Raw genomic sequence first — 24582 nt, 5'->3', positions numbered from 1 at the left:
GGTCACCAGGCGAAGGCCTCGGGGGACGGGCCCGGGCCCGGGAACACGGCGTCCAGGTCGGCCAACAGGCTTTCCGGAAGCGTGAGTTCGACAGCCCGTAGCGCCGAGTCCAGTTGCTCGCGGGTGCGCGGCCCGAGGATCGGTGCGGTGACGCCCGGGCGGGTGAGCAGCCATGCGAGAGCGACTTCGGCCGGGTCGAGGCCGTGCTCGGCGGTGAGGTCCTCGTACGCCTGGACCCGTGCGCGCGTCGCGGGGTCCGCGAGGCCCTCCGCCGAACGGCCGCTCACCGACCGTGATCCGCCGCCTTCGCGCTCCTTGCGCAGCGCGCCGCTCAGCAGGCCGCCGCGCAGCGGGGACCACGGGAGCACGCCGAGGCCGTAGTCCGTCGCGGCCGGGATCACCTCCATTTCCGCGCGGCGTTCCGCGAGGTTGTAGAGGCACTGCTCGCTGACCAGGCCGAGTCGGCCGGTGCGTGCGGCCGACTCGTTGGCCTGCGCGATCTTGTAGCCGGGGAAGTTCGAGGACCCGGCGTACAGCACCTTGCCCTGCGCGACGAGGACGTCGATCGCCTGCCAGATTTCTTCGAAGGGCGTGGCGCGGTCGATGTGGTGGAACTGGTAGATGTCGATGCGGTCGGTGCCGAGCCGGCGCAGGCTGTCCTCGACGGAGCGGCGGATGTTGAGGGCGGAGAGCCGGTCGTGGTTGGGCCAGGACGGGCCGCCGGCGGCCATGTTGCCGTACACCTTCGTGGCCAGCACGACCTTGTCCCGGCGCCCGGCCCCCTTTGCGAACCACGAGCCGACGATCGACTCGGTGAGGCCCTTGTTGTCGCTGCCGCCGTAGGCGTTCGCGGTGTCGAACAGGTTCACGCCGGCGTCGAGGGCGGCGTCCATGAGGTCGTGGCTGTCCGCCTCGCCGGTGAGCGCACCGAAGTTCATCGTGCCCAGCACGAGGCGCCCGACGCGGAGGCCGGTGCGTCCCAGTTGCGTGTATTCCATCGCTCCAGCCAACGCCGCTCGCGGCGGGCGGGCAAGCGGGACGCGCCGGGCGGCAGGCGCAAACGAAGCCTGCGGGGCGGGCCGGTGCCCAGCGGCAGCCGAGTCTGCGAATGCCGATGCGGGCAGGCCGTCGGTTCTCCGGCCTGCCCGCGCCCACGCTCCGGTGCCGTACGCGGCTACTTCTTCCAGCGCCCGTCCTGGAGCAGCTTCCATGCGGTGTTGCAGCTGTCCGTCCGGCACTGCTTCAGGTACCCGAGGGTGTCGCCGTAGTGCTGTCCGGGGAACCGCTGACGGATGCCGGCCTTGCGGCATCGCGAGATGAAGTTGTTGGCGATCTCGCCGAGGTTGTCGCGGGCGTCGCAGACGCCCCGGGCGAGATCGGGGGCGGCGGCGGACGCCGCCGGCAGGCCCGGTGCCGCGGCGCCGGCCACGGCGGGGGCGCCGGCGAGCGTACCCAGCGTCAGGGCGGCGGCGACCAGGCCGCGGACGAGGTTGGCGCGCACGGTCAGCAGCTCACGAACTTGGCGTAGGCGATCCACACTTCGCCCTTGCCGTTGAGGCTGACGTTGCCGGTCTTGTGGAGGCCGGTGTACTTGCCCTGGTAGTGCCGCAGCTCGCCGAACTGCGATTCGAGGGTCATCGACGGGGAGTCGAGCGCCCAGTCGCCGGAGTACTCGGCCCAGACGCCGTCGATGCCGTCGGTGCCGCTCCCCCAGCAGGCGCGGCCGCCGTGGTACAGGACCAGGTTGCCGTCGTACTGCATCTCCAGGCGGTAGCCGCCGTTGGTGAGGCAGCGCCCGGGGAGCAGCTTGTCGGTGAACGACGAGCCGACGCCGCGGCAGTCGCTGCGGGCCGCGGAGTCGGCGGCCGGCGCGGCGGGCGCACTGCCGGAGGCGGCGCCGGTGGTGCCGGTGACGGCGGCGAGCACGCCGACCGCCAGGAGGACACGGGCACGCGAGAACTTCCTCATGCGGGACCGCCCTTCGTTACAGTGCGAGTTCGAATGAGCACTGAACGTAGCAGCCCCCGTCCGGGCAAGTCACCGGTTGGTTGCCCGGTTCGCCAGTACGTGTGAAGACTGTTCAGCCGTGTGCGGCCGGCTCAGGCCGGTGTGCCGCCCCAACTTCCGGGCGTATACCGCTTGGTCGTCGCTCGGCGTGCGGTCACGAAACCGGCGTGCCGGCGGCGACCGCCATCCGGGCGACGAGCGCGCGGACCTCGTCCCGGATGTCCTCCTCGGTACGGTCCCCCAACCCCGCGGCGGGGATCAGGAACGGTGCGAAGAGCCCCCAGCCGAGCACCGCGAGGACCGCGGTCGCGGACACCACGCGCGGGTCGAAACCGGACGCCTCCCCGGTCCCCGGGATGCGGCCGGACGCCGCGGTGCTCCCTGCCTCGGTGCGGCTCGCCTCCGTGCTCCCCTCCTCCGTGCTCCCCGCCTCCGCGGCCGCGGCCTGCCGTGCCCACTCCTCCTCGATGAGTTCGCGCACCCGGGTGACCGCGGGCGTCTCGTCGGTGAAGACCTGCGAGGTGTCGCTGTCGAGGATCGCCCACGCCAGCATGCGCGCGTACGCACGCGGGTTGCGGCCGAGTTGCCCCAGAGCGGTGTCGAGGTCGTCGGCGCCCGCGACCACCTCGGCGCCGCGGGCGGAGGAACGCCGGAACACCTCGGCGAGGATCGCTTCCTTGGTGCCGAAGTAGTGGTGGATCAGGCCGTAGTTGACGCCCGCCTTGCGGGCGATCTCGCGCAACGAGACCGAGGCCGGGCTGCGCTCGTGGAACAGCTCGGTCGCGGCGTCGAGGATCTTCGCGGCGGCTGCCTGTGCGTCGTTCGCGCGGGGCCGGGATGCGGCCGCCGTACCGGCGTGGGCCGGTGCGGGCTCGGGCGTGCGGTTGTCCATACGGAGAAGTCTGGCGGATCCGCGGCGCTCGCCGGCACCTGCCCTGTTGCCGCGTGTTCGGTGTGCCGTCCGGCTCACTGCCGGACGGCGGTCACGTCCAGGTTCAGGACGACCTTCCGGCTGATCGTGAGTGCGGTGGCGGCGTTCCAGTTCACTCCCCAGTCCGTGCGGACGATCGTCGTACCGCCGGCGAACGAGATCCGGCATGCGCCGCGCGGACCGCTGGGGTCGTGCTCGGCGGCGGTGAGCACCAGGTCCAGCGTGACGGGGTTCGTCACGCCGCGGATCGTGAGGTCGCCGGTCAGCTTGAAGGCGTCGCCGTCGAGCCGTTCGACGGCGGTCGAGGCGAAAGTGACCAACGGGTGGCGTTCGGCGTCCAGGAACTTGCCGACCAGCAGGCCGTCGCGCTGCGCGTTGCGGGTGCGGATGCTGTTCGCCTCCATGGTGAACCGCACCTCGGACCGGGCGGGATCGTCGCCGTCGAGGTATCCGCCACCCTCGAACGCGCCGAACCAGCCGGGCACCCTGGTGGCCATCGTGTGCCGGGCCACGAACCCGATGCGGGTGCGGACGGTGTCCAGGACGTAGTGGCCGGTCAGCTCGCTGAGCTTGGTGGTGGTCGCCATGGTCGGGTCACTCCTTGCGGGAAGATGCGCTGCTCACGGATGTGGGCGCGGGCGCGCATGCCGGTGCGGGCGTCGCGGACGTCCGCCGGGTGCCGCGCCCTCACCCGTACGACGACGGCGGTCCGCAAAATGTGAGGTCGGTGCCCGCGTCACATTCCGGCGGGCTGTCTCGTCGTACCGGTGACGGCACATGCGGCGACGAGGAGCGGCGACACCATGGAGAGTGCGGGAGAACCGGGGAACGGCCGGCCCGATCCGAGGCTCGGCGCGATCATGAGCGAGCGGCGGCACCTCTTCAACCTGGCGTACCGGATGCTCGGCTCACTGGCCGATGCCGAGGACGTCGTCCAGGAGACCTATGTCCGGTGGTACGCCATGCCCCGCGCGCGCCAGGACGCCGTCGACTCCCCCGCGGCCTGGCTCACCAAGGTCGCCGGACGCATCTGCCTGGACGTGCTCGGCTCCGCACGCGCCCGTCGCGAGAGCTACGTGGGCGAGTGGATCCCGGAACCGCTGCCCGACCGCGGGGAGTGGGCGTTCGGGCGTTCGGACGCCGCGCTGGCCGCCGATCCCGCCGACCGGGTCACCCTCGACGAGTCGGTCGGCATGGCGTTCCTGGTCGTGCTGGAGTCGATGACGCCGGCCGAGCGGCTCGCGTTCGTGCTGCACGACGTCTTCCGCTATCCGTTCGGCGAGGTCGCCGAGATCGTCGGCCGGTCCCCGGCGGCCTGCCGCCAGTTGGCCACGTCCGCCCGCCGCCGACTGCGCGCGACGCGGATCCCCGCCACCCCGGCGGCCCGGCGCGCCGAGGTCGTGCGGGAGTTCAAGCAGGCGTGGGAGGCCCAGGACATCGACGCCCTGATCGGCCTCCTCGATCCCGATGCCACCGCGGTCGGGGACGGCGGCGGCCTCGTCGAGGCGTCCCTGCGGCCGATCGACGGCAGCGAGCAGATCGCGCGCTATCTGATCGACACGGTGGGCATGCCGGCCGGGCTGACGCTGCTGGAGCGTACGGTCAACGCCCAGCCGGGCCTGGTCGCCCGGCAGGACGGCGTCACCGTGGCGGTGTTCGCGTTCGACGTCGCGGGCGACCGGATCACCCGCATCTGGGGTGTGCGCAATCCCGAGAAGCTCCGGCCGTGGACGACCCCGTCCGCGGGCGAGTCGCCGCCGGGGCGGGCGCCGTCCCCGGAGCGGGAGTCAGACGAGTCCTAGCATGTCGAGGGCGTTGCCGCGGGCGATGCGGTGCAGGTCCTCGGGGCCGACCATGCCCGCGATGCGCTCCAGGATCTCCCGGGTGCGCGGCCATGTGCTGTCCTGGTGCGGGTAGTCGGTCTCGAACGTGATGCGCTCGATGCCGACGGCCTCGCGGGACAGGACGCCGAAGTCGTCCTCGAAGAAGCATCCGAACACCCGTCCCGCCGCATAACTGCTGGGCAGTTCGGTGATCGCGGGGTCCAGTCCCGCCCACGCGGCGCTGTGCCGGAAGATGTTGTCGACCCGTTCCAGCACGAACGGCATCCAGCCGATCTGGCCCTCCGAGTACGCGATGCGCAGTCGCGGGAAGCGCGCGAGCACTCCGGACATCAGCCAGTCCACCAGGGAGTACTGGGCGTTCGCGAACGTCAGCGCCATGCGCACGCCTTCGGGCGCGTCCGGCGAGGTGACCGGCATGCGCGAGCTGGACCCGATGTGCATGCACACCACCGTGCCGGTTTCGTCGCAGGCCGCGAAGAACGGGTCCCAGTGCCGGTCGGGGTCGTGCACGGAGGGCAGGCCGAGATTGGCGGGCAGTTCGGTGAAGGCGACGGCCCGGCAGCCGCGGGCGGCGTTGCGGCGTACCTCGGCCGCGGCGGCGACCGGGTCCCAGAGCGGGATCAGGCACAGCGGCAGCAGTCGGCCGCCGGAGCCGCCGCACCACTCCTCGATCATCCAGTCGTTGTACGCGCGAACGCCCAGCATCGCCAGGTCGCGGTCCTTCGCCTCCAGGAACGCCTGGCCGCAGAAGCGCGGGAACGTCGGGAAGCAGAGCGACATCTCGGTGTGGTTGAGGTCCATGTCGGCCAGCCGCGCGGCCGGGTCGTGGCAGCCGGGGCGCATGTCCGCGTACCGGATCGGCGCCATGGTGAGGCTTTCGCGCGGGAAGCCCACGCATGCCACCACCTGCGGGATCGGTTTGTGCAGGTCTTCGTAGACCCACCAATCCGTCTCCGGGCCGTCGCCCCCGAAGTGGTACTTCACGGTGTTGGCGGTGACGTGCTCGGTGCGGCAGGTCGCCCGCACGACGCGCGGTCCGGTGTCCCGGTGGCGCGCCGGAAGGCGGCTCGTCCACACGTCCGGCGGTTCCACGACGTGGTCGTCCACGGAGACGACCAGCGGGAGTTCGGCGGTCGGTCCGGCGGTCGGTACTGGGTTCACGGTGGTCCTCCGAGTCCGGCTGGGCTACGTTTAGCCAATGGCTAATGAGCCGTGAAGTCAAGACGCATGAGACGGCAAGGAGGTGTCCCCGTGTACGACCTCGTGATCCGCGGCGGAACGGTGGTGGACGGCTCGGGCCTGCCCGGCCATCGGGCGGACGTCGCGGTGGCCGGCGACCGCATCGCCCGTGTCGGGCGCGTACGGGAGCGCGGCGCGGTGGAGATCGACGCGACCGGGCACGTCGTCACGCCCGGCTTCGTCGACGGCCACACCCACATGGACGCCCAGGTCTTCTGGGACGAGCAGGGCAGTTGCTCGGCGTGGCACGGGGTCACGACCGCCGTCATGGGCAACTGCGGCTTCACCCTCGCCCCCGCGCGCAAGGAGGCCCGTGACCTGGTGACCCGCAATCTGGAGCGCGCCGAGGAGATCTCCGCCGCGGCGATGGCCGAGGGCATCGAGTGGACCTGGGAGACGTTCCCGGAGTACATGGACGCCGTCGACCGCCTGCCCAAGGCCATCAACTACGCGGCGCAGGTGGGCCATTCGGCCCTGCGCACCTGGGCCATGGGCGAACGCGCCTTCGACGGCCCCGCCGACGCCGACGACATCGCCGAGATGGTCCGCCAGTTGCGGGCCGGGCTGCGCGCCGGGGCGTTCGGGTTCACCACCACGCGCAACGACAACCACGAGACCGCGGACAACCGGCCCGTGGCGTCCCGGCTCGCGGACTGGGACGAAGTCCGCCGCCTGGTGGGGGTCCTGGCCGAGGAGGGTGCCGGCGTCTTCGAGATCACCCACGAACCGGCCGCCGCCCGCGGCGACGAGGAGCGCGAGGAGTACTTCGCCCGCCTGCGCGATCTGGCGGCCGAGACCGGGGTGCCGTTCAACTTCGGCGTGTCGGGCCGCGGCGGCGTGTTCCACGGCCTGCGGCTGCTGGACGCGATCGCCGCCGCGGGCGGGGTCGCGTACGGGCTCGGCCACAGCCGCGGCATCAACACGGTGACGTCGTTCCGCACCAAGACGGCGTTCGACAAGCTGCCGCTGTGGCGCGAGATCCGCACGCTGCCCCTGGAGGAGCAGCGCAAGGCGTACGAAGACCCGGACACCCGGGCCAAGTTGGTGGACATCGCGGACAACGGGCCCTACGGGCGCGCGATCGGCGCAGAGGCGCGGCGCCCCGACTTCGAGCGCATGCGGGTGTACGACCGGCCGATGCCGCCGCTGCGCACCGTCGCCGACGTCGCCCGCGAGCGCGGTACGCACCCGGTCGAGACCGTCCTCGACCTGGCGCTGGAGACGGACTTCCACCAGTTCTTCATCCAGGCCGTGGTCAGCGACGAACCGGCGGACCTCCTCCCGGTGTTGCGGCACCCCCGCGCGGTGATGACGTTCACCGACAGCGGGGCGCACGTCGGGTCGATGGCCGACGCGTCGCTGCACACCCTGCTGCTGGGCTACTGGGTGCGGCAGGAAGGCGCCTTCAGTCTTGAGGAGGCGGTCCGCATGATCACGTTGGCGCCGGCCATCGCCTGGGGCTTCCACGACCGGGGGATGGTGCGCGAGGGCATGGCGGCGGATCTGAACGTGATCGACCCGGCGACGGTGGCGCCGCTGATGCCGGAGGTGGCGTACGACATCCCCGGCGGCGCGTACCGCCTGCGCCAGCGCGCGACCGGGATCCACGCGACCGTGGTCGCGGGCCGCGTGGCGTTCCGCGACGGCGTGCACACCGGCGCGCTGCCGGGCCGCCTGGTGCGCGGGCCGCTCGCGTCGGGGCGGCGCTGACCGCCGCACCGGCACCGAGCGGTCGCCGAGCGCCCCGGATCCGGCCGCCCGGAAGTCCTGCCGCGTGGCCGACGTGCCGCATTATGCGAACACGTCGGCTATCCATGCCCATAAGGCAAGGGGCATGGACGCCCGTCCGACACAGGTATACAACGTCCGTGCACCTGTGCAAGTCGAGGACGTGGAGAGGCCGTTGGAGCCCGTCAGCGGCGCACCGGAGGACGAGGGAGGGACCGCCGACGTGCTGCTCGGCCCCCGGGGTGCCGCGACCCGGTCCCGCATTCTGGAGGCGGCGGCCGTGTGCGTGCGGCGCTGGGGCATCCGGCGCCTGTCGATGAACGACGTGGCACGCCAGGCGGGCGTGTCGCGGCGCACCGTCTACATGTACTTCCCGGACCGCGACACCCTGGTCGAAGCGGTGCTGGAGGCCATGGCCGCCGCCCTCGTGCTGTCCATCACGCCGGACGTGCGCCGGCACGCCACGCTCGCCGCGCAGGTCGCCGAGGCGGCCGTACGCGTCCATGCCCTGCTGCCCGCCGAGGCCGAACTCGGCCTCGGCCGCCGCCCCGGGGAGTCGGTCAGCGCGGCCATGATCCTCGTGCGGTGTCCGCGCGTCATCCGGACCTGGCTGGCCTTCTGGCGCCCTCTCGTCGAGGCGGCCCGGGACCGCGGCGAGATCCGCGCGGACATCGACGCCGACACCGCCGCCGAGTGGATCATGCGCCTGCACATCTCGCTCGTGACCTTCCCCGCGCAAACGTTCGACGCCGAGGACCCGGAGCAGGTGCGCCGCTACGTCGAGGCGTTCGTGCCCGGCGGCTTCGCCTCCTGACCGGCCCCGAACACCCGTGCGGCGCAAGCCCGCACGTCCGCGGCCGACGCCGAATTCGCCTGGCTCGCGCCACCATTCGCCAGGCATCGCAAGGGCCGCATCGCCGTTGGAGGCCGGTGTGAACCGGCTATGCTCCGGATGACCCAGTGACGCGCGGCGACTACTGCCAGTACTCGCCGCCGCCGGGCTCCATCGACCGCCGAGGCGGGGTGGCAGGGGGCCAGCGCAGACCCCCGGCGCCGACGGGACGGCACGACAACGGGACGCGGCACGCCCGTTGGCCGTCGGGCACGTCGTGTCGCCACGCTCCGCGAAACCCAGCGGGCACCGGGCACCGGGCACCCGGGCACGTTTCTTCGCCATGCCCTTCGGCATGTCCGCATCCGGTGCCCTTCCCGTCCGCATGATTCCGAGGAAGTCCATGGTCCGAGTCGGGTCACCACCCGAATCCCCGCGTCCTGCCGCCCCCGCCGGTCCGGTCTGGAATGGTCCGGTCTGGCTGATCCCCGTCACCGCCACGGTCGCCTGTTCGGCCGTCGCCGTCGCGCTCGTCGACGGTGACGCACGCCTGGCCGTGGGAATCTGCCTCGCCGTCGCCTCTGTCGCGGTGGCCCTGGTCACCGCGGAGTCGGCGCGCCGAGGCAGTCGAATAGTCGCTCACCAGGCCCGGCACGAGGCCGCGACCGGCGACCTGCGCGCCCGGCACCAGGCCGAGATCGCCGCGCTGCGCCGCGGTATCGCGGCCCAGGAGTCGGCGATGCTGCGCCTGACCGGCGAACAGCTGCCGAAGGCGATCCTGCACGTGCAACAGGGCGAATCCGCCGAGGAGGTGCTAGACGGACTGGTCCGCGGCCAGGTCGACGCACCCGAGGTCTCACCCGACTTCGCGGCGGCGCGCCTCGCGGTGCTGCGCTCGGTCGCCGAGGCGGTCGAGGCCGAGGAGGGCATGCGTGACTCCGCGCAGCGGGCGTTCGTCAACATCGCGCGGCGTGTGCAGGCGATCGTCCACCAGCAGGCCACCGACCTGCGGGAGATGGAGGAGCGGCACGGCGCCCAGCCGGACGTATTCGGCGATTTGCTGCGCCTGGACCACGGTACGGCGCTGATCGGCCGGCTCGCCGACAGCATCGCGGTGCTCGGCGGCGCGCGGCCCGGCCGCCAGTGGCAGAACAACGTCCCGCTCTACAGCGTGCTGCGCGGCGCGGTCTCCCGCATCACCGACTACCCGCGCGTCGAGTTGCTGGCGGTCACCGAAGTGGCCGTGGTCGGCATGTCCGTCGAGCCGCTGATCCACGCGCTGGCCGAACTCCTGGACAACGCCACGCGCTACTCGCCCCCGCAGACCGTCGTGCGGGTGAGTGCGAGCGAGGTGCAGTCCGGCGTCGCGGTCGAGATCGAGGACGGCGGCATCGGCCTGGCAGAGGAGGCCCGCCGCCGCGTCGAGCGGCTGCTCGAAGAGGCGTCCGCCGGCCTCGACCTCGCCGACCTGGGCGAGTCCCCGCGACTCGGGCTCGCGGTGGTGGGACGCCTGGCACAGGAGCACGGGTTCCGGGTCGCGCTGCGGCCGTCGGCCTACGGCGGCGTCCGCGCGATCCTGGTGATCCCCAAGGAACTGATCACCACCGCACCGGTGTCCGTGGTCTCCGGCGCGGCTCCGGGGCTCGACGCGCTCCCCGCGGCCCGGACCCGGAAGCCGTCCGGCCCGGCGCGCGGGGCCGTGTCCCGCAGCACCGCGACGCACGGAACTGCGGTGCACGGAACGGCCGCGCGCGACGACCGCGGGCCCGGGAACCGCCGCGACGGTGGCGAACACGCTTTCGGAGAACGCGAGTTCGACGAACGTGTGTACGGGGGGCGGGGCCGCGGTGGGCCCGAGGACCCCGAGGACGCGGTCGGGCGTACCGCCAACGGGCTGCCGCAGCGCCGCAGGCGCCTCCCCGCGACCCCGCCGAGGGTCGGACAGCCGCAGACCGCCCCGGCACGGACCGACTCGGCGCCGCCGCCCGCGGCCGGTGCCGCACCGCACGCCTCCCCCGAACCGGGGCTGTGGCTCGCGGCGTTCCAGAGCGCCGTGTCCGGGGAGCCGCCCGCCCCCGGCGGCCGCGACGAAGCGTTGGACGAGGGAGACCGGTAGTGCAGAAGCGAGCAGACCTCGACTGGATCCTGAAGGACCTGGCCGATTCGGTCCCGCAGACCCGCCATGTCGTGGTGTTGTCCGCCGACGGGTTGTGCATCGCGCAGCACGGCTGCGACATGGACACCGCCGACCGGGTCGCGGCGGCGTGTGCGGGACTGCAGAGCCTGTCCGCCGCGATCGCCACCGAATTCCCGCACGGGGACGGGCGCATGCGCCTGGTGGTGATCGAGATCGGCGGCGGGTTCTTCTACCTCATGGCGGCGGGGGTCGGGGCGTACCTCGCGGTCCTCGCCGACGAGGGCGTCGACGCGGGCCTGATGGGCCAGCGCATGCGCGATCTGGTCGCGCGCATCGGCGAGCACCTGAGCAGTCCCCCGCGGGCGACCCCGGCCGGGCGGGCCACATGACAGGTCCGCGGCGATTGGGCTGGGACGAGGGGGTTCCGGAGCGGCTGTACGTCATCACCGGCGGCCGCGGCACCGACTCCCCCCTCGACCTGGTCACCCTGATCGTGTCGCGGTCCACACCCGATCCGGTCATGCAGCCCGAGCACGCCGCCATCGTGCGGATGTGCGAATACCCGTTGTCCGTGGCCGAGATCTCGGCCTACCTCGCGCTGCCGGCCAGCATCGTGATGGTGCTGCTCGCCGATCTGCTGGCGGAGGGGCGGGTGGAGGCGCGGGCGCCGGTCCCCGCCGCGTCGCTGCCGGACATCCAACTGCTCGAGGCGGTGATGCATGGACTACGGAATCTCTGAGCCCGGCCCGCGCGGCCGCGGCGGCGCGTACGGCGTCCCGGCGGCCGAGCGCACCGCGATACCCGGGCCCCGCGCGCAGGACGTGCTGCCGGCGTCCGCCGCCGCGGCCGTGAAGATCGTGATCGTGGGCGGCTTCGGGGTCGGCAAGACCACGATGGTGCACGCGGTCAGCGAGATCCGGCCGCTGACCACCGAGGAGACCATGACGCAGGCGAGCGAGGACGTCGACAGCGTCACGGGGGTGGAGCGCAAGACCGAGACCACGGTCGCGATGGACTTCGGCCGCATCAGCATCAACGACCGGCTCGTGCTCTACCTGTTCGGCACCCCGGGCCAGGAACGCTTCTGGTTCCTGTGGAACGGCCTCTTCGACGGGGCCCTGGGCGCGGTCGTCCTGGTCGACACCCGCCGCCTTGAAGTCAGCTTCGACATCATCGGCCGCCTGGAGGAGCGCGGCATGCCGTTCGTGGTGGCCGTGAACGCGTTCCCCGACGCGCCGACGCACGAACTGGCGGAGCTCCGCGACGCCTTGGACCTTCCCGAGTGGGTCCCGGTGGTCGGCTGCGACGCCCGCAGCCGCGCCTCCAGTCGCGACGTCCTCCTCGAACTCACGCGCTACCTGCACGCCATGACGCTCGCCGATTCGGAGGCACGATGACCACGCCGACCGCCGACGACGGCACCGCCGCGGCACCGCCCCCCGGCTGCCCGGCCCACGCCGCCCACCCTGCAGATCCCGCAGAAGCCCCACACGCCGCTCACGCGCCCCGGTCCCCCGACCCGGCGACGCGCTCGGCGGCCGGCATCGCCCGGCTGTCCAGTGACGAGCACAAGTCCGACCCGATGGGCATGTACGCCCGCCTCCGCGCCGAATACGGCTCGGTGGCACCGGTCCTGATGGAGGGCGACCTGCCGGCCTGGCTCGTCCTCGGCTACCGCGAGAACCTCGACGTGGTCCGCACGCCCAACCGGTTCTCCCGCGACTCGCGCAACTGGGGGTCGTACCGGCGCGGCGACGTCGCGCCGGACTCGCCGCTGCTGCCGCTGGTCGGCTGGCAGCCGTTGTGCGCGTTCCTGGACGGCGAGGAGGCCGAGCGCCTGCGCTCCGCCGTCACGGACAGCCTCGGCAGGCTGGACCGCAGGGGCGTCCGCCGGCACGTCACGCGGTTCGCGAACCAGCTCATCGACGGATTTGCCGCGGACGGTACGGCCGACCTGGTGGCGCAGTTCGCCGAGCAGCTCCCGATGCTGGTCATGACGCAGTTGTTCGGCATGAAGGACGAGTACGGCCCCAGCCTGGTCGAGGCCACCCTCGACCTCGTGCGCGGCAGCGAGACCGCGTTCCGGAGCAACGAGTACGTCGTCGAGGTCCTGGAGCAGTACATCCCGCTCAAGCGCGAGCAGCCGGGCCACGACATCGGCTCGTGGCTCATGGCGCACCCGGCCGGACTGAGCGACGAGGAGGTGCTCCAGCACCTGCGCATGATCCTGGTCGCGGCGAACGAGAACACCACCATCTGCATCGGCAACACGCTGCGCATGGTGCTGACCGACCACCGCTTCCGCGCCTCGCTCGCGGGCGCCCGGATGACCCTGCCCGACGCCGTCGAGCAGGTGCTGTGGGACGAGCCGTCCACGATGGTCTGCCCGGGCCGCTGGGCGGTCGGCGACACCGAGTTGGGCGACCGGCAGATCAAGGCCGGCGACATGATCCTGCTCGGTCTCGCGGCCGGGAACGCGGATCCGGAGATCCGCCCGGACCTGGCGGTGCCGATGCACGGCAACCGCTCGCACCTCGCGTTCAGCGGCGGTCCGCACGAGTGCCCGGGGCAGGACATCGGCCGGGCCATCACCGAGACCGCCGTCGACGTGCTTCTGGCGCGCCTGCCGGACATCCATCTGGCGGTCGAGGACAAGGAGTTGGTGTGGGTGTCGTCGTGGATGTCGCGGCACCTGACGGCGCTCCCGGTGGTGTTCACCGCGCGCCGCCCGTCGCCGGCGGGCGAGGTGCCTGCCGCCCGGGGGCCGGGTCGCCCCGGCGAGACCGAGGCGGCGTGGTCGGCGGGACAGGGCGTCGGGGCGCGCGAGGCGGCGGTCGCCGGGCGGGCCGGGCCGTCCGGGCAGTACGCCGCGGACGGCCACCCGGCTCCGCCGCCAGTTCCGGCGTCCGCCCCGACGATCGGCCGGCCCGCGGCCGCCCCGTCCCGGCGTGCGCCCCGGCGCTCGTTGTGGCGCCGGTTCACCGGCTGGCTCAGCGGCCGGTGACGGCGGCGCGGGGCTCCGGGACCATCGGCAGCCGGTCGGGGTGCGCGACGGCCGCCGCGACCTCCTTGACCGGGGTGCCGGGGACAGGGCGCAGCCGCCAGCGGGACAGGATGGTGGCGACCGCGACGGCAATCTCCATACGCGCGTACGCGTCCCCGATGCATTTGCGCGTCCCCGCGCCGAACGGCATGAACTCCTCGCGGGGCCTGCCCTCGCGGTTGGCCGGCAGCCAGCGGTCGGGGTCGAAGCGCTCGGGGTCGGCGTACACCCTGCGGTCCCGGTGCATGGCGTAGAGGCTGAAGGCGATCTCGGTGCCGGGCGGAATGCGTACGCCGCCCATCTCGACCTCGGTGGTGGCGCGGCGCATCAGCATGGGCATGGCGTGCAGGCGCGAGACCTCGTCGACGACGCGGTCGATGTAGCCGAGCTTGCCGACCTCGGCGAGGCCGACCGGGCCGCCGGCGAGCACGTCGTCCACTTCGGTCAGCACGCGCCGCTCGGCCTCGGGGTCGGCGGCCAGCTCGTGGAAGATCCAGGCGAGGGTGGACGCGCTGGTCTCGGTGCCCGCGAACATGACGGTGACGAGTTCGTCGCGGATCTCGTCGTCGGTCAGCGCGGCGCCGGTGTCGGCGTCGCGCGCCGCGAGCAGGGTGGACAGCAGGTCGATGCCGCCGGTGTCACCCGCGCGCCGGGCCGCGGCCACCAGGTCGCTGATGACGGCGCGCAACCGCGCTGTGGCGGCGTCGAATTCGCGGTAAAAGGGCACCGGGGCGCGGTCCAGGAACTCGGGCAGCACGGCCCGCACCAGTACTCCTTTGATGAGGACGGGTACGTCGTGGCGCACCGCCTCGGCCGCCTTGGTGTCGAGGTCGGCGGAGAACAGCGTGGCGGTGACGGTGTTTATGGCGTAGTCGTACAGCGCCTCGTTGAGCGGGATCGCGCGGCCGGGTTGCCAGGAATCCGCGACCAGGCGGGCCTGTTCGGCCATCGTGTCGGTGTACGCGGCCAGCGCGGCGTGGTGGAACATCGGCTGCATCAGGCGCCGGTGCCGGCGGTGGACCTCCTCGCCGGCCGTCACCAGCCCTTCGCCGGCGATCTTGCGGGCCCTGTCGAAGAGGCGGCCCTTGTCGAAGTGGCGGGCCTTGGTCACCAGGAGCTCGTGGATGAGCCGGGGGGTGGTCACGAAGTAGACGGGCATCGTGCCGAGTTCGACCCGGACGATGTCGCCGGTGTCGCGCAGCGAGCACAGGAAGGGCAGCGGTCGGCGCAGCAGGGGAAGTGCGTGCCCGAGGACGGGTATGTGGCCGGGGGCGCGCGGGACGGAGCGTAATTCGGCGGCCATCCGGGTCTCCATTCGATCGTTCGAGGGTTGGGGCGGGTCGTGCCGGTGTGCGGGTGTCACGGGGGCGGGATCTCCCACCACCACGCGATCGCGGGGATCGGCAGTGGCTCGCGGTCCCAGTCGGTGGGGGTGTCGCGGAACCGTTCGGGGAGTTCGGCGGGGTCGCCGGGCGTGGTGTAGCGCACCGACGTGACCCCCCAGTCCTGGGCGGCCCGGATGAACGCGCCGAGGCTGCGTAAGTACTGGCGTAACTCCGGTCCGGCGGAGGCGAGGAGGCGGGCGCGTTCGCGCAGGAACAGGACCAACACGCGGTCGCGCTGGGCGATCGCGACGGGGAGCGCCTCACTGGGGCTGAGGCCGTACTCGCTGCCGAGCACCTTGAGGACGTTCAGGTAGTAGCCGTCGCCGCGGCTCTCCTTGTGGAACGAGACGATGTCGTTGTCCCAGGTGATGACGAAAAAGGCCATCTCGGCGAGGGCGCGGACCCGTACCGAGTCGCGTTCGTCGGGTCTCAGGTCGTACCCGTGGGCGAATTCGAGGACCGGTAGGAACACCGATGTGGCGCCGTCGTACAGGCGCATGAGCGTGTAGTCGTTGAGGTCGGGGACGGTGCCCAGGCTGCGGTGCGACGCCTCCCACACCACCGACATGAAGTACTCGCGCAGGGCGTCGACCCAGCGCGCGACCTGGGCCGGGCTGGCGAGCAGGGATATCCGCCGCCGCAGATCGCGCAGGGCGCCGGCGAGCGGGTCGTCGGTCATCATCGGCACTTCCGGGTTCTGCGCGATGCGGACGAGCCGGGAGAGCACCGCGACCAGTTCGCGGGGGTCCGTGCCCGCGGGTCCTTCCTCGCAGTGGCCGTCGTCGACGCCGAACAGCCACAGGATGAAGTCCGCGAGGATGCGTACGGCGTCCTCCTGCCCCTCCGGCAGGACGCGCGAGGCGAAGGCGCCGATCTCCTGGGCGACCAGGCGCCCGCGTAGTTCGTCGGTGCCGATGCCGAACTTGTCGGCCCACTCGGCGGTCTGCCGGTCGATCTCGGCGTGCCGCGGATGGATCGCGGGCGGGAAGGGCGAGTAAAGCGGTGGGACGGCCAGAATCTGCGTCATGTTCGACCACCTTGGCTAACCGCACGGCTGAGGGCATCGGCGAGGGTATCCGCAAGGATCTTGCGATCGTGCTCGACTTTTGCGGTGAACTGCCCCGCTTTTCGGTCAGTTTGCGACCGCCGACCTGCCGGTCAGGGCCCGTTCGACCCGGCCGGTACGCGTGGCCCGGCACGTCCGCGGGGCGACCGGACCGTCGGTTGGCGGCGCCGGGAATGCATGCCGCGACCCGCCCGTTGTCCGGGTACAGTCGGAAGCACCGCAGCGACGGCCGGGACCACCAGGGCCCGGGTCGGCGGCGACGAGCACGGACGGACCGCAGTCATGGCGTACCGGGTGGGAACGCGAGCTAGTCGCGTCGAGTCGGAGATCTGAGGACCTCTCAGACCCAGTTCTCGGCCCGGCTCGGCGTGTCGCCCTCCCCCTGAAGCGACTCCCCTGTGAGGTACCGCCGTCATGCGTTCGACGCAGATCCGAAGCCTGTTCACGGACTTCTTCACCTCCCGAGGGCACCGGCATGTGCCCTCCAGCCCCTTGGTACCCGCCGAGCCGACACTGCTTCTCACGAACGCCGGAATGAACCAGTTCACTCCGTACTTCGTCGGTGACGGCGAGCCACCATTCCCCCGTGCCACCAGTGTGCAGAAATGTGCGCGCACGGTCGACATCGAGAACGTCGGACGGACGCATCGGCACGCGACGTTTTTCGAAATGCTCGGAAACTTCTCCTTCGGCGACTACTTCAGGTCCGAAGCTGTCGCCTACGCGTGGGAGCTGGTCACCCGGGAGTTCGGGCTACCGAAGGACCGCCTCTGGATCACCGTCTACCGGGACGACGACGAGGCGGAGCGGCTGTGGCGCGCGCTCGGCGTACCCGCGTCCCGCATCCAGCGGCTCGGCATGGCGGACAACTACTGGTCCATGGGCGTGCCCGGGCCGTGCGGCCCGTCGTCGGAGATCCACTTCGACCGCGGCCCCGCGTTCGGCCCCGACGGCGGGCCCGCGGTGGACGGCGAGCGGTTCATCGAGCTGTGGAACCTCGTCTTCATGGAGTCGCGGCGCGGCGAAGGACCGGAGAAGGAGGGCTACCCCATCCTCGGCCCGCTGCGGCGCAAGGGCATCGACACCGGGCTGGGCCTGGACCGTCTTGCGACCGTGCTCCAGGAGGTGCCGAACGTCGTCTCCACCGACCTGCTGCTCCCGACCCTGCACACGGTGCGCGAACTGTCCGGCCGCGACTACCACGTGGACGGCCCCGACCGGCGGTCCTTCGAAATCGTCACCGAGCACTCGCGCTCCGTCGCGTTCCTGATCGCGGACGGGGTGCTGCCGGCGAAGGACGGGCGCGGCTACATCCTGCGGCGTTTGATGCGGCGGGCGGTCAGGCACGCGCGGAGCCTGGGCATCGAGGGGCATGTGCTGCCCGCGACCACCGCGAGCGTCGTGGCGAACCTGGGTGACGTCTGGCCCGGGCTGCGCGGGCAGTCCTCGCTGATCGAGCGGGTCGTGACGAGCGAGGAGGAGTCGTTCGCGCGCACGCTGAGCCAGGGCACGCGGCTGCTGGACGCGGCGATCACGCGGACGCGCGACGGCGGTGGGACGGCACTGACGGGCGAGACCGCGTTCGAACTCGCGGACACGTACGGCTTCCCGGTCGAACTGACAGTCGAGGCGGCGCGCGACGCGGGGCTCGGCGTCGACGAGGACCGGTTCGCGGCACTGCTGGAGGAGCAGCGCCGACGGGCGAAGACCGCCGGCAAGGGGAAGACCGCCGAGGCGCTGCGCCGCCTGGAGGTCTACCGCGAATTGTCGGCGCGGCTCCCCGCCACCGAATTCCTCGGTTACACACGTCTGGACGGCGAGGGCAGGGTACGCGGCATCGTCGCGGACGGCCACGTCGTCGAGGCGGCGTCCCCCGGTGCCACCGTCGAACTCGTGCTCGACCGCTCGCCGTTCTACGCGGAAGCGGGCGGGCAGGTCGGCGACACCGGCGTCATCACCACCGAGGGCGGCACGAAGCTGCGCGTCACCCACACCCGGTACGGCGTCGAGGGGTTCCGCGTGCACTCGGCGCAGGTACTCGACGGCGAGGTCCGCACCGGCGACGCGGTGTGGTCGTCGGTCGACGCGGACCGCCGTGCCGCGCTGACGCGTTCGCACTCGGCGACGCACATCCTGCACGCGGTGGTCCGCGCGATCCTCGGCGACCACGCCCGCCAGCAGGGTTCGCTCGTCGAACCGGACCGGCTGCGCTTCGACTTCGCGCACTTCTCGGCGCTGTCGCCCGGGCAGCTCGCGGACATCGAACACGCGGTCAACAACCACGTGTTGGCCGACCCCGAGGTCAGGGCGTGGTACGCGGACCGCGCCGAAGCGGAAGCGGCGGGTGCTCTCGCACTGTTCGGCGAGAAGTACGGCGACACGGTCCGCATCGTGGACATCGGCGACTTCTCCCGCGAGCTGTGCGGCGGCACCCACGTCGCGCACGGCGCCCAGGTCGGCGCGTTCCGCCTGCTCGGCGACGCCTCGATCGGCGCGAACCTGCGCCGGGTCGAGGCGCTGACCGGTCACGAAGCGCTCGATCGGGGCGAGAGCGAGCGGCGGCTGCTGCGCGAACTGGCCGATCTGCTCGAGACGCGGCCCGCGGACGCACCCGGCGTGCTGCGCAAGCGCCTCGACGCGCTCGGTGCGGCGCGGTCGCGGCTCGACGGCATGCGCACGGACGAACTCCGAAGGCAGGCGCGCGTTCTCGCGGACGGTGCCGAACCGGCGGGCGCCGGCGGACACGTGGTCGCGCGTACCGTCGACGGGGTGACGGCGGACGAGCTGCGCGGCCTCGCGTCGGAGGCGGTCGCCCGGCTGCGCGGACCGGGCCCCGGGGTCGTCGTGCTCGGCGCGACCGACGGCGGCAAAGCGCTCCTGGTCGCGGCGGTCTCGCCGGAACTCGCACACCAAGGCGTGGCGGCACGCGACCTGTTGGCCGACGCGGCACGGCTGGTCGGCGGCGGTGCGGGCGGCAAGGGCGCACTCGCGAGCGCCGGTGGGCGCCGTACCGGGTCGCTGGACGAGGCGCTGCGCACCGCGGCGTCCCGCGCCCGCGAGGTACTGGGCTGAGTCGGTCCCGGGACCGGGATTTCCCCGGTCCCGGGAGCGACCGCCCGCGCCACGGCCCCGCGTTGCCCGACCCCCTGTGGCAACGGCCACGTGTGGCAACGAAGTCCGGTATGCCCGCCACCCGACACCGCCCGCCGACGAGCACGCCGCGCCGCGGTCCGACCGCCTTGCGGCAGTCCTCCCGAGGCACCCCGGAAACCCCTTTTGGTACTCCACTATCCGTTCGCCGCGCCCCGGTATCCCATTTCGGCGGACGCCCGGCCGGAGCCCGCCGGGGAGGTAGCGTTCCGCTCGCCCGAGCGACCGGAGCGTGTGATCTCTGCACGCGACGCGTGTGGTCTTCGCCGGTGCGGGCGGCGCCCGTGGGAACCGGGCGTGCGTGGGCTGCGGAAGGGGTCACGTGACACAGCGGGCGACGGCACCCGGGTCCGACGACGGCGAAACGCCCCGTGTCCGGGCGCGGAAGTGGGCGATCGGGGCCGCGGCCGCCGCGCTCGTCGTGGTGGCGCCCATCGTGATGGTCGCCGACGCGGTGTCCGACCGCGGCGAGTCGCGCTCCGAGTCCGTGGTCCCGGACCTGGCGGGCGGGGACGGGGCACACCCCGGCTGGGAACTGACGTGGTACGACGAGTTCGACGGCGGCGCCCTGGACGGCGGCAAGTGGATCACCTGCCTGTCCGGTTACGACACCACCAAGCCTTGCAAGGGAGCCACCGACGGCGAGCAGCAGAAGTACGTCCCCGAGCAGGTCCGGGTCGCCGACGGCGCGCTGCAGCTGACCGCCGAGCGCAAGCCGACCGACGGCCTGCCCTTCGCCTCCGGCGCGGTGAGCACCGGGGCCCGGGCCGGCGAGTCCTTCGACGCCAGTCGGCAGCTGTTCCACCCGGGCATGTACGTCGAGGCGCGGGTGCGCCTGGCCCCCGGCGCGGCGATGTGGCCGGCCATGTGGCTGATGCCCAAGGTGCCGAAGGCACCGTACCTGCCGGAGATCGACGTGTTCGAGTTCGCCGGCGACCAGCGGATCGCCCAGGCCCGCCTGCACACGGACGGCCCGTGCCGGACCGGGTTGGGCGAGGAACGCGGCGAGCGCGAGTGCTACGGCGAACTGGCGCGAGCGGGAACGTACTTCGCCGACGAGTACCACCTGTTCGGGATCGACTGGCAGGCCGACCGGCTCACCTACTACGCGGACGGCGAACCGGTTCTGTCGGTGCTCGGCGGGTCCGTGCCGCGTGAGCAGATGTACCTCATCTTCAACCTCGCGGTCGGCGGCACCATGGGCGGGGACACCGCGCAGACCCCGGCGAAGTCCACGATGTCGATCGACTACGTGCGGGCCTGGGCAGGCTCCGGCCAGGTTCCGGTCGGCATCCCGAACGACGCCGGGACGGGCGGCGGGGCTCCCCCGGCCACGCTCGCGCCGACCGCGCTCCCGCCGAGCCCGCCCGCTCCGTCGTCGGCCGCGCCGAGCACGGGTTCCGCCCCGCCGACGACCACGACGCCGCCGCCTCCGGTGCGGACCACCAACGCGCCCACCACGTCGTCGCCGCGCCCGCCGAAGCCCCCGGCGTCGTCGGCCGCGCCCCCGCCCCCTCCGTCGGCTCCGCAGGGCGACCCGTGGCTGGAGTTCCTGGCGCCGGCCGACTACAGCACGGTCCGCGGCATCGTCACCGTCCGGGTACGCGTCAACGGTCCCCGTGACCGCGTCCAGGAAGTGTCCTTCTACCTCAACTCGAAGGACTGCAACTCGCCGAAGGGCGACGCGACGTGGATCGGCTACGACCGCGACGACGACAACGACGGTGTCTACGTCATCTCGTTCGACTCCCGCCGGCTCGACAACGGCTGCAACACCGTCTCGACGGTCGGCATCGACGTCGCCGACGAGTACCGCTACTACCCGCCGGTCGGACGCGTGCACCTGGACGTGTACGTGGCCAACTGACGGGTCAGGGCCGCGCGGCGCCATCCTCCGTCACGCGCCGCGCGGCCCTTCCTCCCCTGTGCTGGGCGGGGCCGGACGTACGTCTGCCGCCACAGTCGGCCACTGACCCGGCAGCCGTTCCCCCAGCCAGGCACCTGGCCACGCAACCGGCCGCCGTCCGGCAGCATGGGCCCGGGCTGGTTGGGCACCCATCTCTATATGGCTGCCACACACATCGAAACCGAACGCAAGTACGAAGGCGGCGCCGCCGAAACCCGCCTGAACCCGAGCGGCCTCCCGGGTGTGTCGGGAGTGGTCCCCGCCCCGGACGAGGAGCTCGACGCGGTGTACTACGACACCGCCGACCTGCGGCTCCTCGCGCACGGAACGACGCTGCGCAAGCGCGCGGGCGGGCACGACGAGGGGTGGCACCTCAAGCGCGGCAAGGGCGACGACCGGCGCGAGGAGATCCAGCTGCCGACGACGGACGACGACGTCGTACCCGAGGAGCTGCACGTACGCGTGAAAGCCCTCGCCCGCGGCAAGCCGCTGGTCCCGGTGCTGCGCATGCGCACCCGGCGCGAGCGCGAGCACCTGGTGGACGGGCACGGCGCAGCGGTCGCCGAGATCGCCCGGGACCACGTCGCCGCCGAGATCCTGGACGCGGCGCGGCCCGGCGGCCGCCGCCCCGCCGGCCGGCGCCGAGCGGGCGCCCGGGGATCCGGCGCGGCACCGGGCACCGGATCGGCCGGCGAGGACGCGCCCGGGCGCATCGTGTCCTGGGCCGAGCTGGAGGTCGAGTTGGAGAACGGCGCGGAGGGAGCGGCCGCGAAGTCGCTCCTTGATGCGGTGGAGAAACAACTCGCGTCCGACGGCTGGCAGCGTTCGGCCAGCGCGTCCAAGACGGCCCGGGTGTTCGCCGACGGACACCACACCCGGGCAACGCCGCGACCGCCCCGGGCCGGCAGTGCCGGGCAAGTCGTACACGATCGGCTCGTCGAGCAGGTCCGTGTGCTGGTCGCGACCGATCCGGGGGTGCGCCTGGACGAGGAGGAGGCCGTCCACGACATGCGGGTGGCGGCGCGGCGGCTGCGAAGCCTGCTGCGGTCGTACCAGCGGTTGTTCGACCGCGCGGTGACCGACCCGGTGGCCGACGAACTGCGGTGGCTGGGCCGGGTCCTGGGGGACGCGCGCGACCACGAGGTGCTGGCGGCCCGGCTCACCGGGCGGGCGGACGACCTACGCCTCGCCGACGCCACCGGGGCGACCGCGGCCGATCTGGCGGATACCGGGGCGCGGATCCACGCGACGGAGTTGCGGTCGTACGGCCTGGCGCGCGCGGCCGCCCTCGCGGAGCTGGACAAGCGGCGCTACTACCGGCTGCTCGACAATCTCGCCGCCATGGCGGCCGATCCGCCGCTGCGGGCCCGCGCCGACCACGACGCCCGGCCGGAGCTGCGGCGGACCCTCAGGCGCGAGCAGCGCAGGCTCGCCGACCGCGTGGCCGCCGCCCGGTCGGCGCCGGTCGGACCGGAAGGGGATGCCGCGCTGCACGCCGCCCGCAAGGCGGCCAAGCGGGCGCGCTACGCGGGTGAGACGGCCCAGGCGTTCGCCCCGGCGGCCAAGCGGTTCGCGAAGCGGACCAAGGACGTGCAGCGGCTGCTGGGCGAACACCAGGACGCGGTGGTCGCGCGGTCCGCGGTGCGGCGCATGGCGGTCGAGGCCCGCGCCGCGGGTGCCGATTCGTTCGCGTACGGGCTGCTCTACGCCGCCGAGGACCGCGCCGCCGCCGACTCCGCCGCGCGGCTCCCGAAGGCGTGGAAGCGCGCCAAGGCAGGCAAGCTGACCCGCGTCTGAGCGGGCTCCGCGGACCCGGCCCGCGTGCGCGGCCGGACCGACGCGGGCTCGGCGGCGCGCCCGGTTCGGTGGCGGTTGCCGGTTGCGGGCGCGACCGCCGGTGAGACGGCGTAGCCGTGAAGCGGGGCGGGCAGGTGTCCGGCCCGGTCACGCGCCCGCCCCTGGCAATTGCGTAGGTGCCCTGCCGGTCAGGCGCCCATGCGCGACAGGGACGCCGCGGACAGCAGGCGCTCGTAGCGGCGGCGCATCGTGCCGCCCAGCAGGCGGACCGGCGGCGGCACGGTGGCCGTCACATTGGCGACCGCACGCCGGTCGGCGCCCTCGAACATCCACGGCTGCACGAACATCAGCACCGCGCGCGGGGCGGTGGCGAGCAGGCGTCGCTCGACCGCGAGGTAGTCGCGTACGGCGACCCGGGCCAGCACCGGGAACACCGCTGCCTCCTCGCGCCGCAGGTGCTCGTGCACGAGGGTGTCGAACCGGGCGGCGGCGAGCGGCAGATCACCGAGAGTGCCGGGTGTCGCCAGGGCGGCCGAGACCGCGGCCATCGCCCGGTCGAGGCCGGCGTGGTCGTCGTCGAGCACGTCGTCGACGGACACGCCCGTGCGGCGCCGCAGCTCGGGCCAGAACTGCTCGTCCTCGCTGTGGTGGTGCCAGTCGACGGCACCGCGCAGCCGCTCCCACCACGCGGCCGTCGCGGCCTGGCGGCCCGGCCCCGCGGCGACGGACGGCGCGGCGGCGACCAGCCTGCGCGCGTCCCGGCGCATCGCCCGGTGCAGCAGGGCGAACGCGTGGAGATGACCGGGGATCAGGTCGAGCCCGTGTTCGCTGGACACCGCGGACGGTGCGGACTTGGCGTTGGCGGCGGCTGTGGCGCTGGCAGCGTCGGTGGCGTCGACCGGCATGGCGGGCTTCCCTTCCTCCCGGGTGCCGGCCTGTTTCCGGCGCTCCCTTTCCGTGCCTCCATCTCAACGCACGCCGCGTCGGCGCTCCATCGCCGTGACTCCAGGCTTCATACGCGATCGTCTCGGCCCAGGCCGTAGACGTCGACGGCGTTCCCGCACTTCACCGGGAACCGCGACGGGATCACGAGCACCCTCGCCTGCTACCTGGCCGCGCACGCGTCCACCTGGCTCCCGCCTGGCGACGTCGGGCACATCGTCGTCTGAATTCGTTTGCCCCGGCGGGACCGGGCACATAGCGTTGCCGGAGGTCCCGGACATCGCGGGGCCCGATGCCGTCTGCGCGATTGCGCGCAGTGCCCGACCGGTTCTGGAGAGCGCCCATGTGTTGCTGCTGCTGCGCGGCGGCCTGCTGCGTCGCGGTGACCCGCGCCGGCCTGGGGTTCGCCGCGACCATGTGCTTTCCGACGTGGCGTACGCGGCGCGGCCCCGGAGCCCTGACCGGCCGGTAGCGCCTGCCCGCTCCCCTGCCGCGACGTCGTCGTGCACGCCGTCGCGCAGCCGCGTCCACGCCTGCCCTCACTCAGGTCAGGGCCCCTCGCCCGATTCCGAACA

At 72.9% G+C, this 24582-nt stretch carries 20 protein-coding genes; 11 read left to right on the top strand and 9 right to left on the bottom strand.

Going from position 1 to position 24582, the window contains the following annotated elements; translation table 11 throughout:
• Positions 1-2: 2 nt before the first annotated feature.
• From ACWD12_RS21340 to ACWD12_RS21320, 5 genes are all read right to left on the bottom strand, one after another.
• Positions 3-998, bottom strand: a complete 996-nt coding sequence (locus ACWD12_RS21340) for an aldo/keto reductase (protein ID WP_450100831.1) — start codon at positions 996-998, stop codon at positions 3-5.
• Positions 999-1174: 176 nt separating this feature from the next.
• Positions 1175-1501 carry a hypothetical protein gene (locus tag ACWD12_RS21335; RefSeq protein WP_358359938.1) on the bottom strand — a complete coding sequence of 109 codons (327 nt, stop codon included), beginning with the start codon at positions 1499-1501 and terminating at the stop codon, positions 1175-1177.
• 2 nt (positions 1502-1503) lie between these two features.
• Positions 1504-1968 carry a hypothetical protein gene (locus tag ACWD12_RS21330; protein ID WP_450100830.1) on the bottom strand — a complete coding sequence of 155 codons (465 nt, stop codon included), beginning with the start codon at positions 1966-1968 and terminating at the stop codon, positions 1504-1506.
• A gap of 193 nt (positions 1969-2161) precedes the next feature.
• A complete protein-coding gene (locus ACWD12_RS21325) occupies positions 2162-2899 on the bottom strand; it encodes a TetR/AcrR family transcriptional regulator (RefSeq protein WP_450100829.1) in 738 nt (245 codons plus the stop codon).
• Positions 2900-2973: 74 nt separating this feature from the next.
• Positions 2974-3525 carry a YceI family protein gene (locus ACWD12_RS21320; RefSeq protein ID WP_450100828.1) on the bottom strand — a complete coding sequence of 184 codons (552 nt, stop codon included), beginning with the start codon at positions 3523-3525 and terminating at the stop codon, positions 2974-2976.
• 216 nt (positions 3526-3741) lie between these two features.
• Between ACWD12_RS21320 and sigJ the strand changes: the two genes are divergently transcribed.
• Positions 3742-4740 (top strand): RNA polymerase sigma factor SigJ, encoded by a 999-nt coding sequence (sigJ, locus tag ACWD12_RS21315; protein ID WP_450100827.1) that lies wholly within the window; start codon positions 3742-3744, stop codon positions 4738-4740.
• Here sigJ and ACWD12_RS21310 read toward each other — a convergent pair.
• Positions 4726-5943, bottom strand: a complete 1218-nt coding sequence (locus ACWD12_RS21310) for an amidohydrolase family protein (RefSeq protein ID WP_450100826.1) — start codon at positions 5941-5943, stop codon at positions 4726-4728. The two genes, sigJ and ACWD12_RS21310, sit on opposite strands and share 15 nt — an antisense overlap.
• A 90-nt stretch (positions 5944-6033) precedes the next feature.
• Here ACWD12_RS21310 and ACWD12_RS21305 point away from each other — a divergent pair, with 90 nt between their 5' ends.
• The 7 genes from ACWD12_RS21305 to ACWD12_RS21275 all read left to right on the top strand — a co-directional run bounded on the left by ACWD12_RS21305 (position 6034) and on the right by ACWD12_RS21275 (position 13722).
• Entirely contained in the window at positions 6034-7731 is a 1698-nt protein-coding gene (locus ACWD12_RS21305) for an N-acyl-D-amino-acid deacylase family protein (protein ID WP_450100825.1), read from the top strand.
• 193 nt (positions 7732-7924) lie between these two features.
• Positions 7925-8563: a TetR/AcrR family transcriptional regulator gene (locus ACWD12_RS21300; RefSeq protein ID WP_450100824.1), complete on the top strand. Its 639-nt coding sequence runs from the start codon at positions 7925-7927 to the stop codon at positions 8561-8563.
• A gap of 421 nt (positions 8564-8984) precedes the next feature.
• Complete coding sequence (locus ACWD12_RS21295; RefSeq protein WP_450100823.1) at positions 8985-10697, top strand: sensor histidine kinase; 1713 nt, start codon at positions 8985-8987, stop codon at positions 10695-10697.
• Positions 10697-11107 (top strand): roadblock/LC7 domain-containing protein, encoded by a 411-nt coding sequence (locus ACWD12_RS21290; RefSeq protein WP_358364602.1) that lies wholly within the window; start codon positions 10697-10699, stop codon positions 11105-11107. The genes ACWD12_RS21295 and ACWD12_RS21290 overlap by 1 nt, the downstream gene beginning before the upstream one ends.
• Positions 11104-11457, top strand: coding sequence for a DUF742 domain-containing protein (locus ACWD12_RS21285; protein ID WP_358364604.1), 354 nt, complete (start codon positions 11104-11106; stop codon positions 11455-11457). The genes ACWD12_RS21290 and ACWD12_RS21285 overlap by 4 nt, the downstream gene beginning before the upstream one ends.
• Complete coding sequence (locus ACWD12_RS21280; protein WP_450100822.1) at positions 11438-12115, top strand: GTP-binding protein; 678 nt, start codon at positions 11438-11440, stop codon at positions 12113-12115. Before ACWD12_RS21285 ends, ACWD12_RS21280 begins: the two co-directional genes overlap by 20 nt.
• The gene (locus tag ACWD12_RS21275; protein ID WP_450100821.1) at positions 12112-13722 is read left to right on the top strand and encodes a cytochrome P450; all 1611 of its coding nucleotides are present in this window, start codon (positions 12112-12114) and stop codon (positions 13720-13722) included. The genes ACWD12_RS21280 and ACWD12_RS21275 overlap by 4 nt, the downstream gene beginning before the upstream one ends.
• Here the strand turns inward: ACWD12_RS21275 and ACWD12_RS21270 are convergent.
• Together ACWD12_RS21270 and ACWD12_RS21265 are read right to left on the bottom strand one after the other, a co-directional pair.
• Complete coding sequence (locus ACWD12_RS21270) at positions 13709-15064, bottom strand: cytochrome P450 (RefSeq protein WP_450100820.1); 1356 nt, start codon at positions 15062-15064, stop codon at positions 13709-13711. The genes ACWD12_RS21275 and ACWD12_RS21270 overlap by 14 nt on opposite strands.
• A gap of 56 nt (positions 15065-15120) precedes the next feature.
• Positions 15121-16173: a selina-4(15),7(11)-diene synthase gene (locus ACWD12_RS21265; protein WP_358364610.1), complete on the bottom strand. Its 1053-nt coding sequence runs from the start codon at positions 16171-16173 to the stop codon at positions 15121-15123.
• Between the two features lie 453 nt (positions 16174-16626).
• Between ACWD12_RS21265 and alaS the strand changes: the two genes are divergently transcribed.
• From alaS to ACWD12_RS21250, 3 genes are all read left to right on the top strand, one after another.
• Positions 16627-19284, top strand: coding sequence for an alanine--tRNA ligase (gene alaS / locus ACWD12_RS21260; RefSeq protein ID WP_450100819.1), 2658 nt, complete (start codon positions 16627-16629; stop codon positions 19282-19284).
• Positions 19285-19684: 400 nt separating this feature from the next.
• On the top strand, positions 19685-21229 hold the full coding sequence (locus ACWD12_RS21255; RefSeq protein ID WP_450100818.1) for a glycoside hydrolase family 16 protein: 1545 nt from the start codon (positions 19685-19687) through the stop codon (positions 21227-21229).
• 198 nt (positions 21230-21427) lie between these two features.
• A complete protein-coding gene (locus ACWD12_RS21250) occupies positions 21428-23065 on the top strand; it encodes a CHAD domain-containing protein (RefSeq protein WP_450100817.1) in 1638 nt (545 codons plus the stop codon).
• Between the two features lie 188 nt (positions 23066-23253).
• Here ACWD12_RS21250 and ACWD12_RS21245 read toward each other — a convergent pair whose 3' ends face one another.
• Entirely contained in the window at positions 23254-23970 is a 717-nt protein-coding gene (locus ACWD12_RS21245) for a hemerythrin domain-containing protein (protein ID WP_450100816.1), read from the bottom strand.
• Between the last annotated feature and the right edge of the window lie 612 nt (positions 23971-24582).

This window comes from Streptodolium elevatio (genome assembly GCF_053592165.1).
Note: the sequence above shows the minus strand (reverse complement) of the source record. Positions and strands in the feature narration are given on the sequence as shown.

Coding starts and splice junctions, on each gene's coding strand:
- ACWD12_RS21265 (WP_358364610.1), bottom strand. CDS start 16,173: ATGACGCAGATTCTGGCCGTCCCACCGCTTTACTCGCCCTTCCCGCCC.
- ACWD12_RS21245 (WP_450100816.1), bottom strand. CDS start 23,970: ATGCCGGTCGACGCCACCGACGCTGCCAGCGCCACAGCCGCCGCCAAC.
- ACWD12_RS21285 (WP_358364604.1), top strand. CDS start 11,104: ATGACAGGTCCGCGGCGATTGGGCTGGGACGAGGGGGTTCCGGAGCGG.
- ACWD12_RS21250 (WP_450100817.1), top strand. CDS start 21,428: ATGGCTGCCACACACATCGAAACCGAACGCAAGTACGAAGGCGGCGCC.
- ACWD12_RS21320 (WP_450100828.1), bottom strand. CDS start 3,525: ATGGCGACCACCACCAAGCTCAGCGAGCTGACCGGCCACTACGTCCTG.
- ACWD12_RS21295 (WP_450100823.1), top strand. CDS start 8,985: ATGGTCCGAGTCGGGTCACCACCCGAATCCCCGCGTCCTGCCGCCCCC.
- ACWD12_RS21325 (WP_450100829.1), bottom strand. CDS start 2,899: ATGGACAACCGCACGCCCGAGCCCGCACCGGCCCACGCCGGTACGGCG.
- alaS (WP_450100819.1), top strand. CDS start 16,627: ATGCGTTCGACGCAGATCCGAAGCCTGTTCACGGACTTCTTCACCTCC.
- sigJ (WP_450100827.1), top strand. CDS start 3,742: ATGGAGAGTGCGGGAGAACCGGGGAACGGCCGGCCCGATCCGAGGCTC.
- ACWD12_RS21340 (WP_450100831.1), bottom strand. CDS start 998: ATGGAATACACGCAACTGGGACGCACCGGCCTCCGCGTCGGGCGCCTC.
- ACWD12_RS21270 (WP_450100820.1), bottom strand. CDS start 15,064: ATGGCCGCCGAATTACGCTCCGTCCCGCGCGCCCCCGGCCACATACCC.
- ACWD12_RS21275 (WP_450100821.1), top strand. CDS start 12,112: ATGACCACGCCGACCGCCGACGACGGCACCGCCGCGGCACCGCCCCCC.
- ACWD12_RS21280 (WP_450100822.1), top strand. CDS start 11,438: ATGGACTACGGAATCTCTGAGCCCGGCCCGCGCGGCCGCGGCGGCGCG.
- ACWD12_RS21330 (WP_450100830.1), bottom strand. CDS start 1,968: ATGAGGAAGTTCTCGCGTGCCCGTGTCCTCCTGGCGGTCGGCGTGCTC.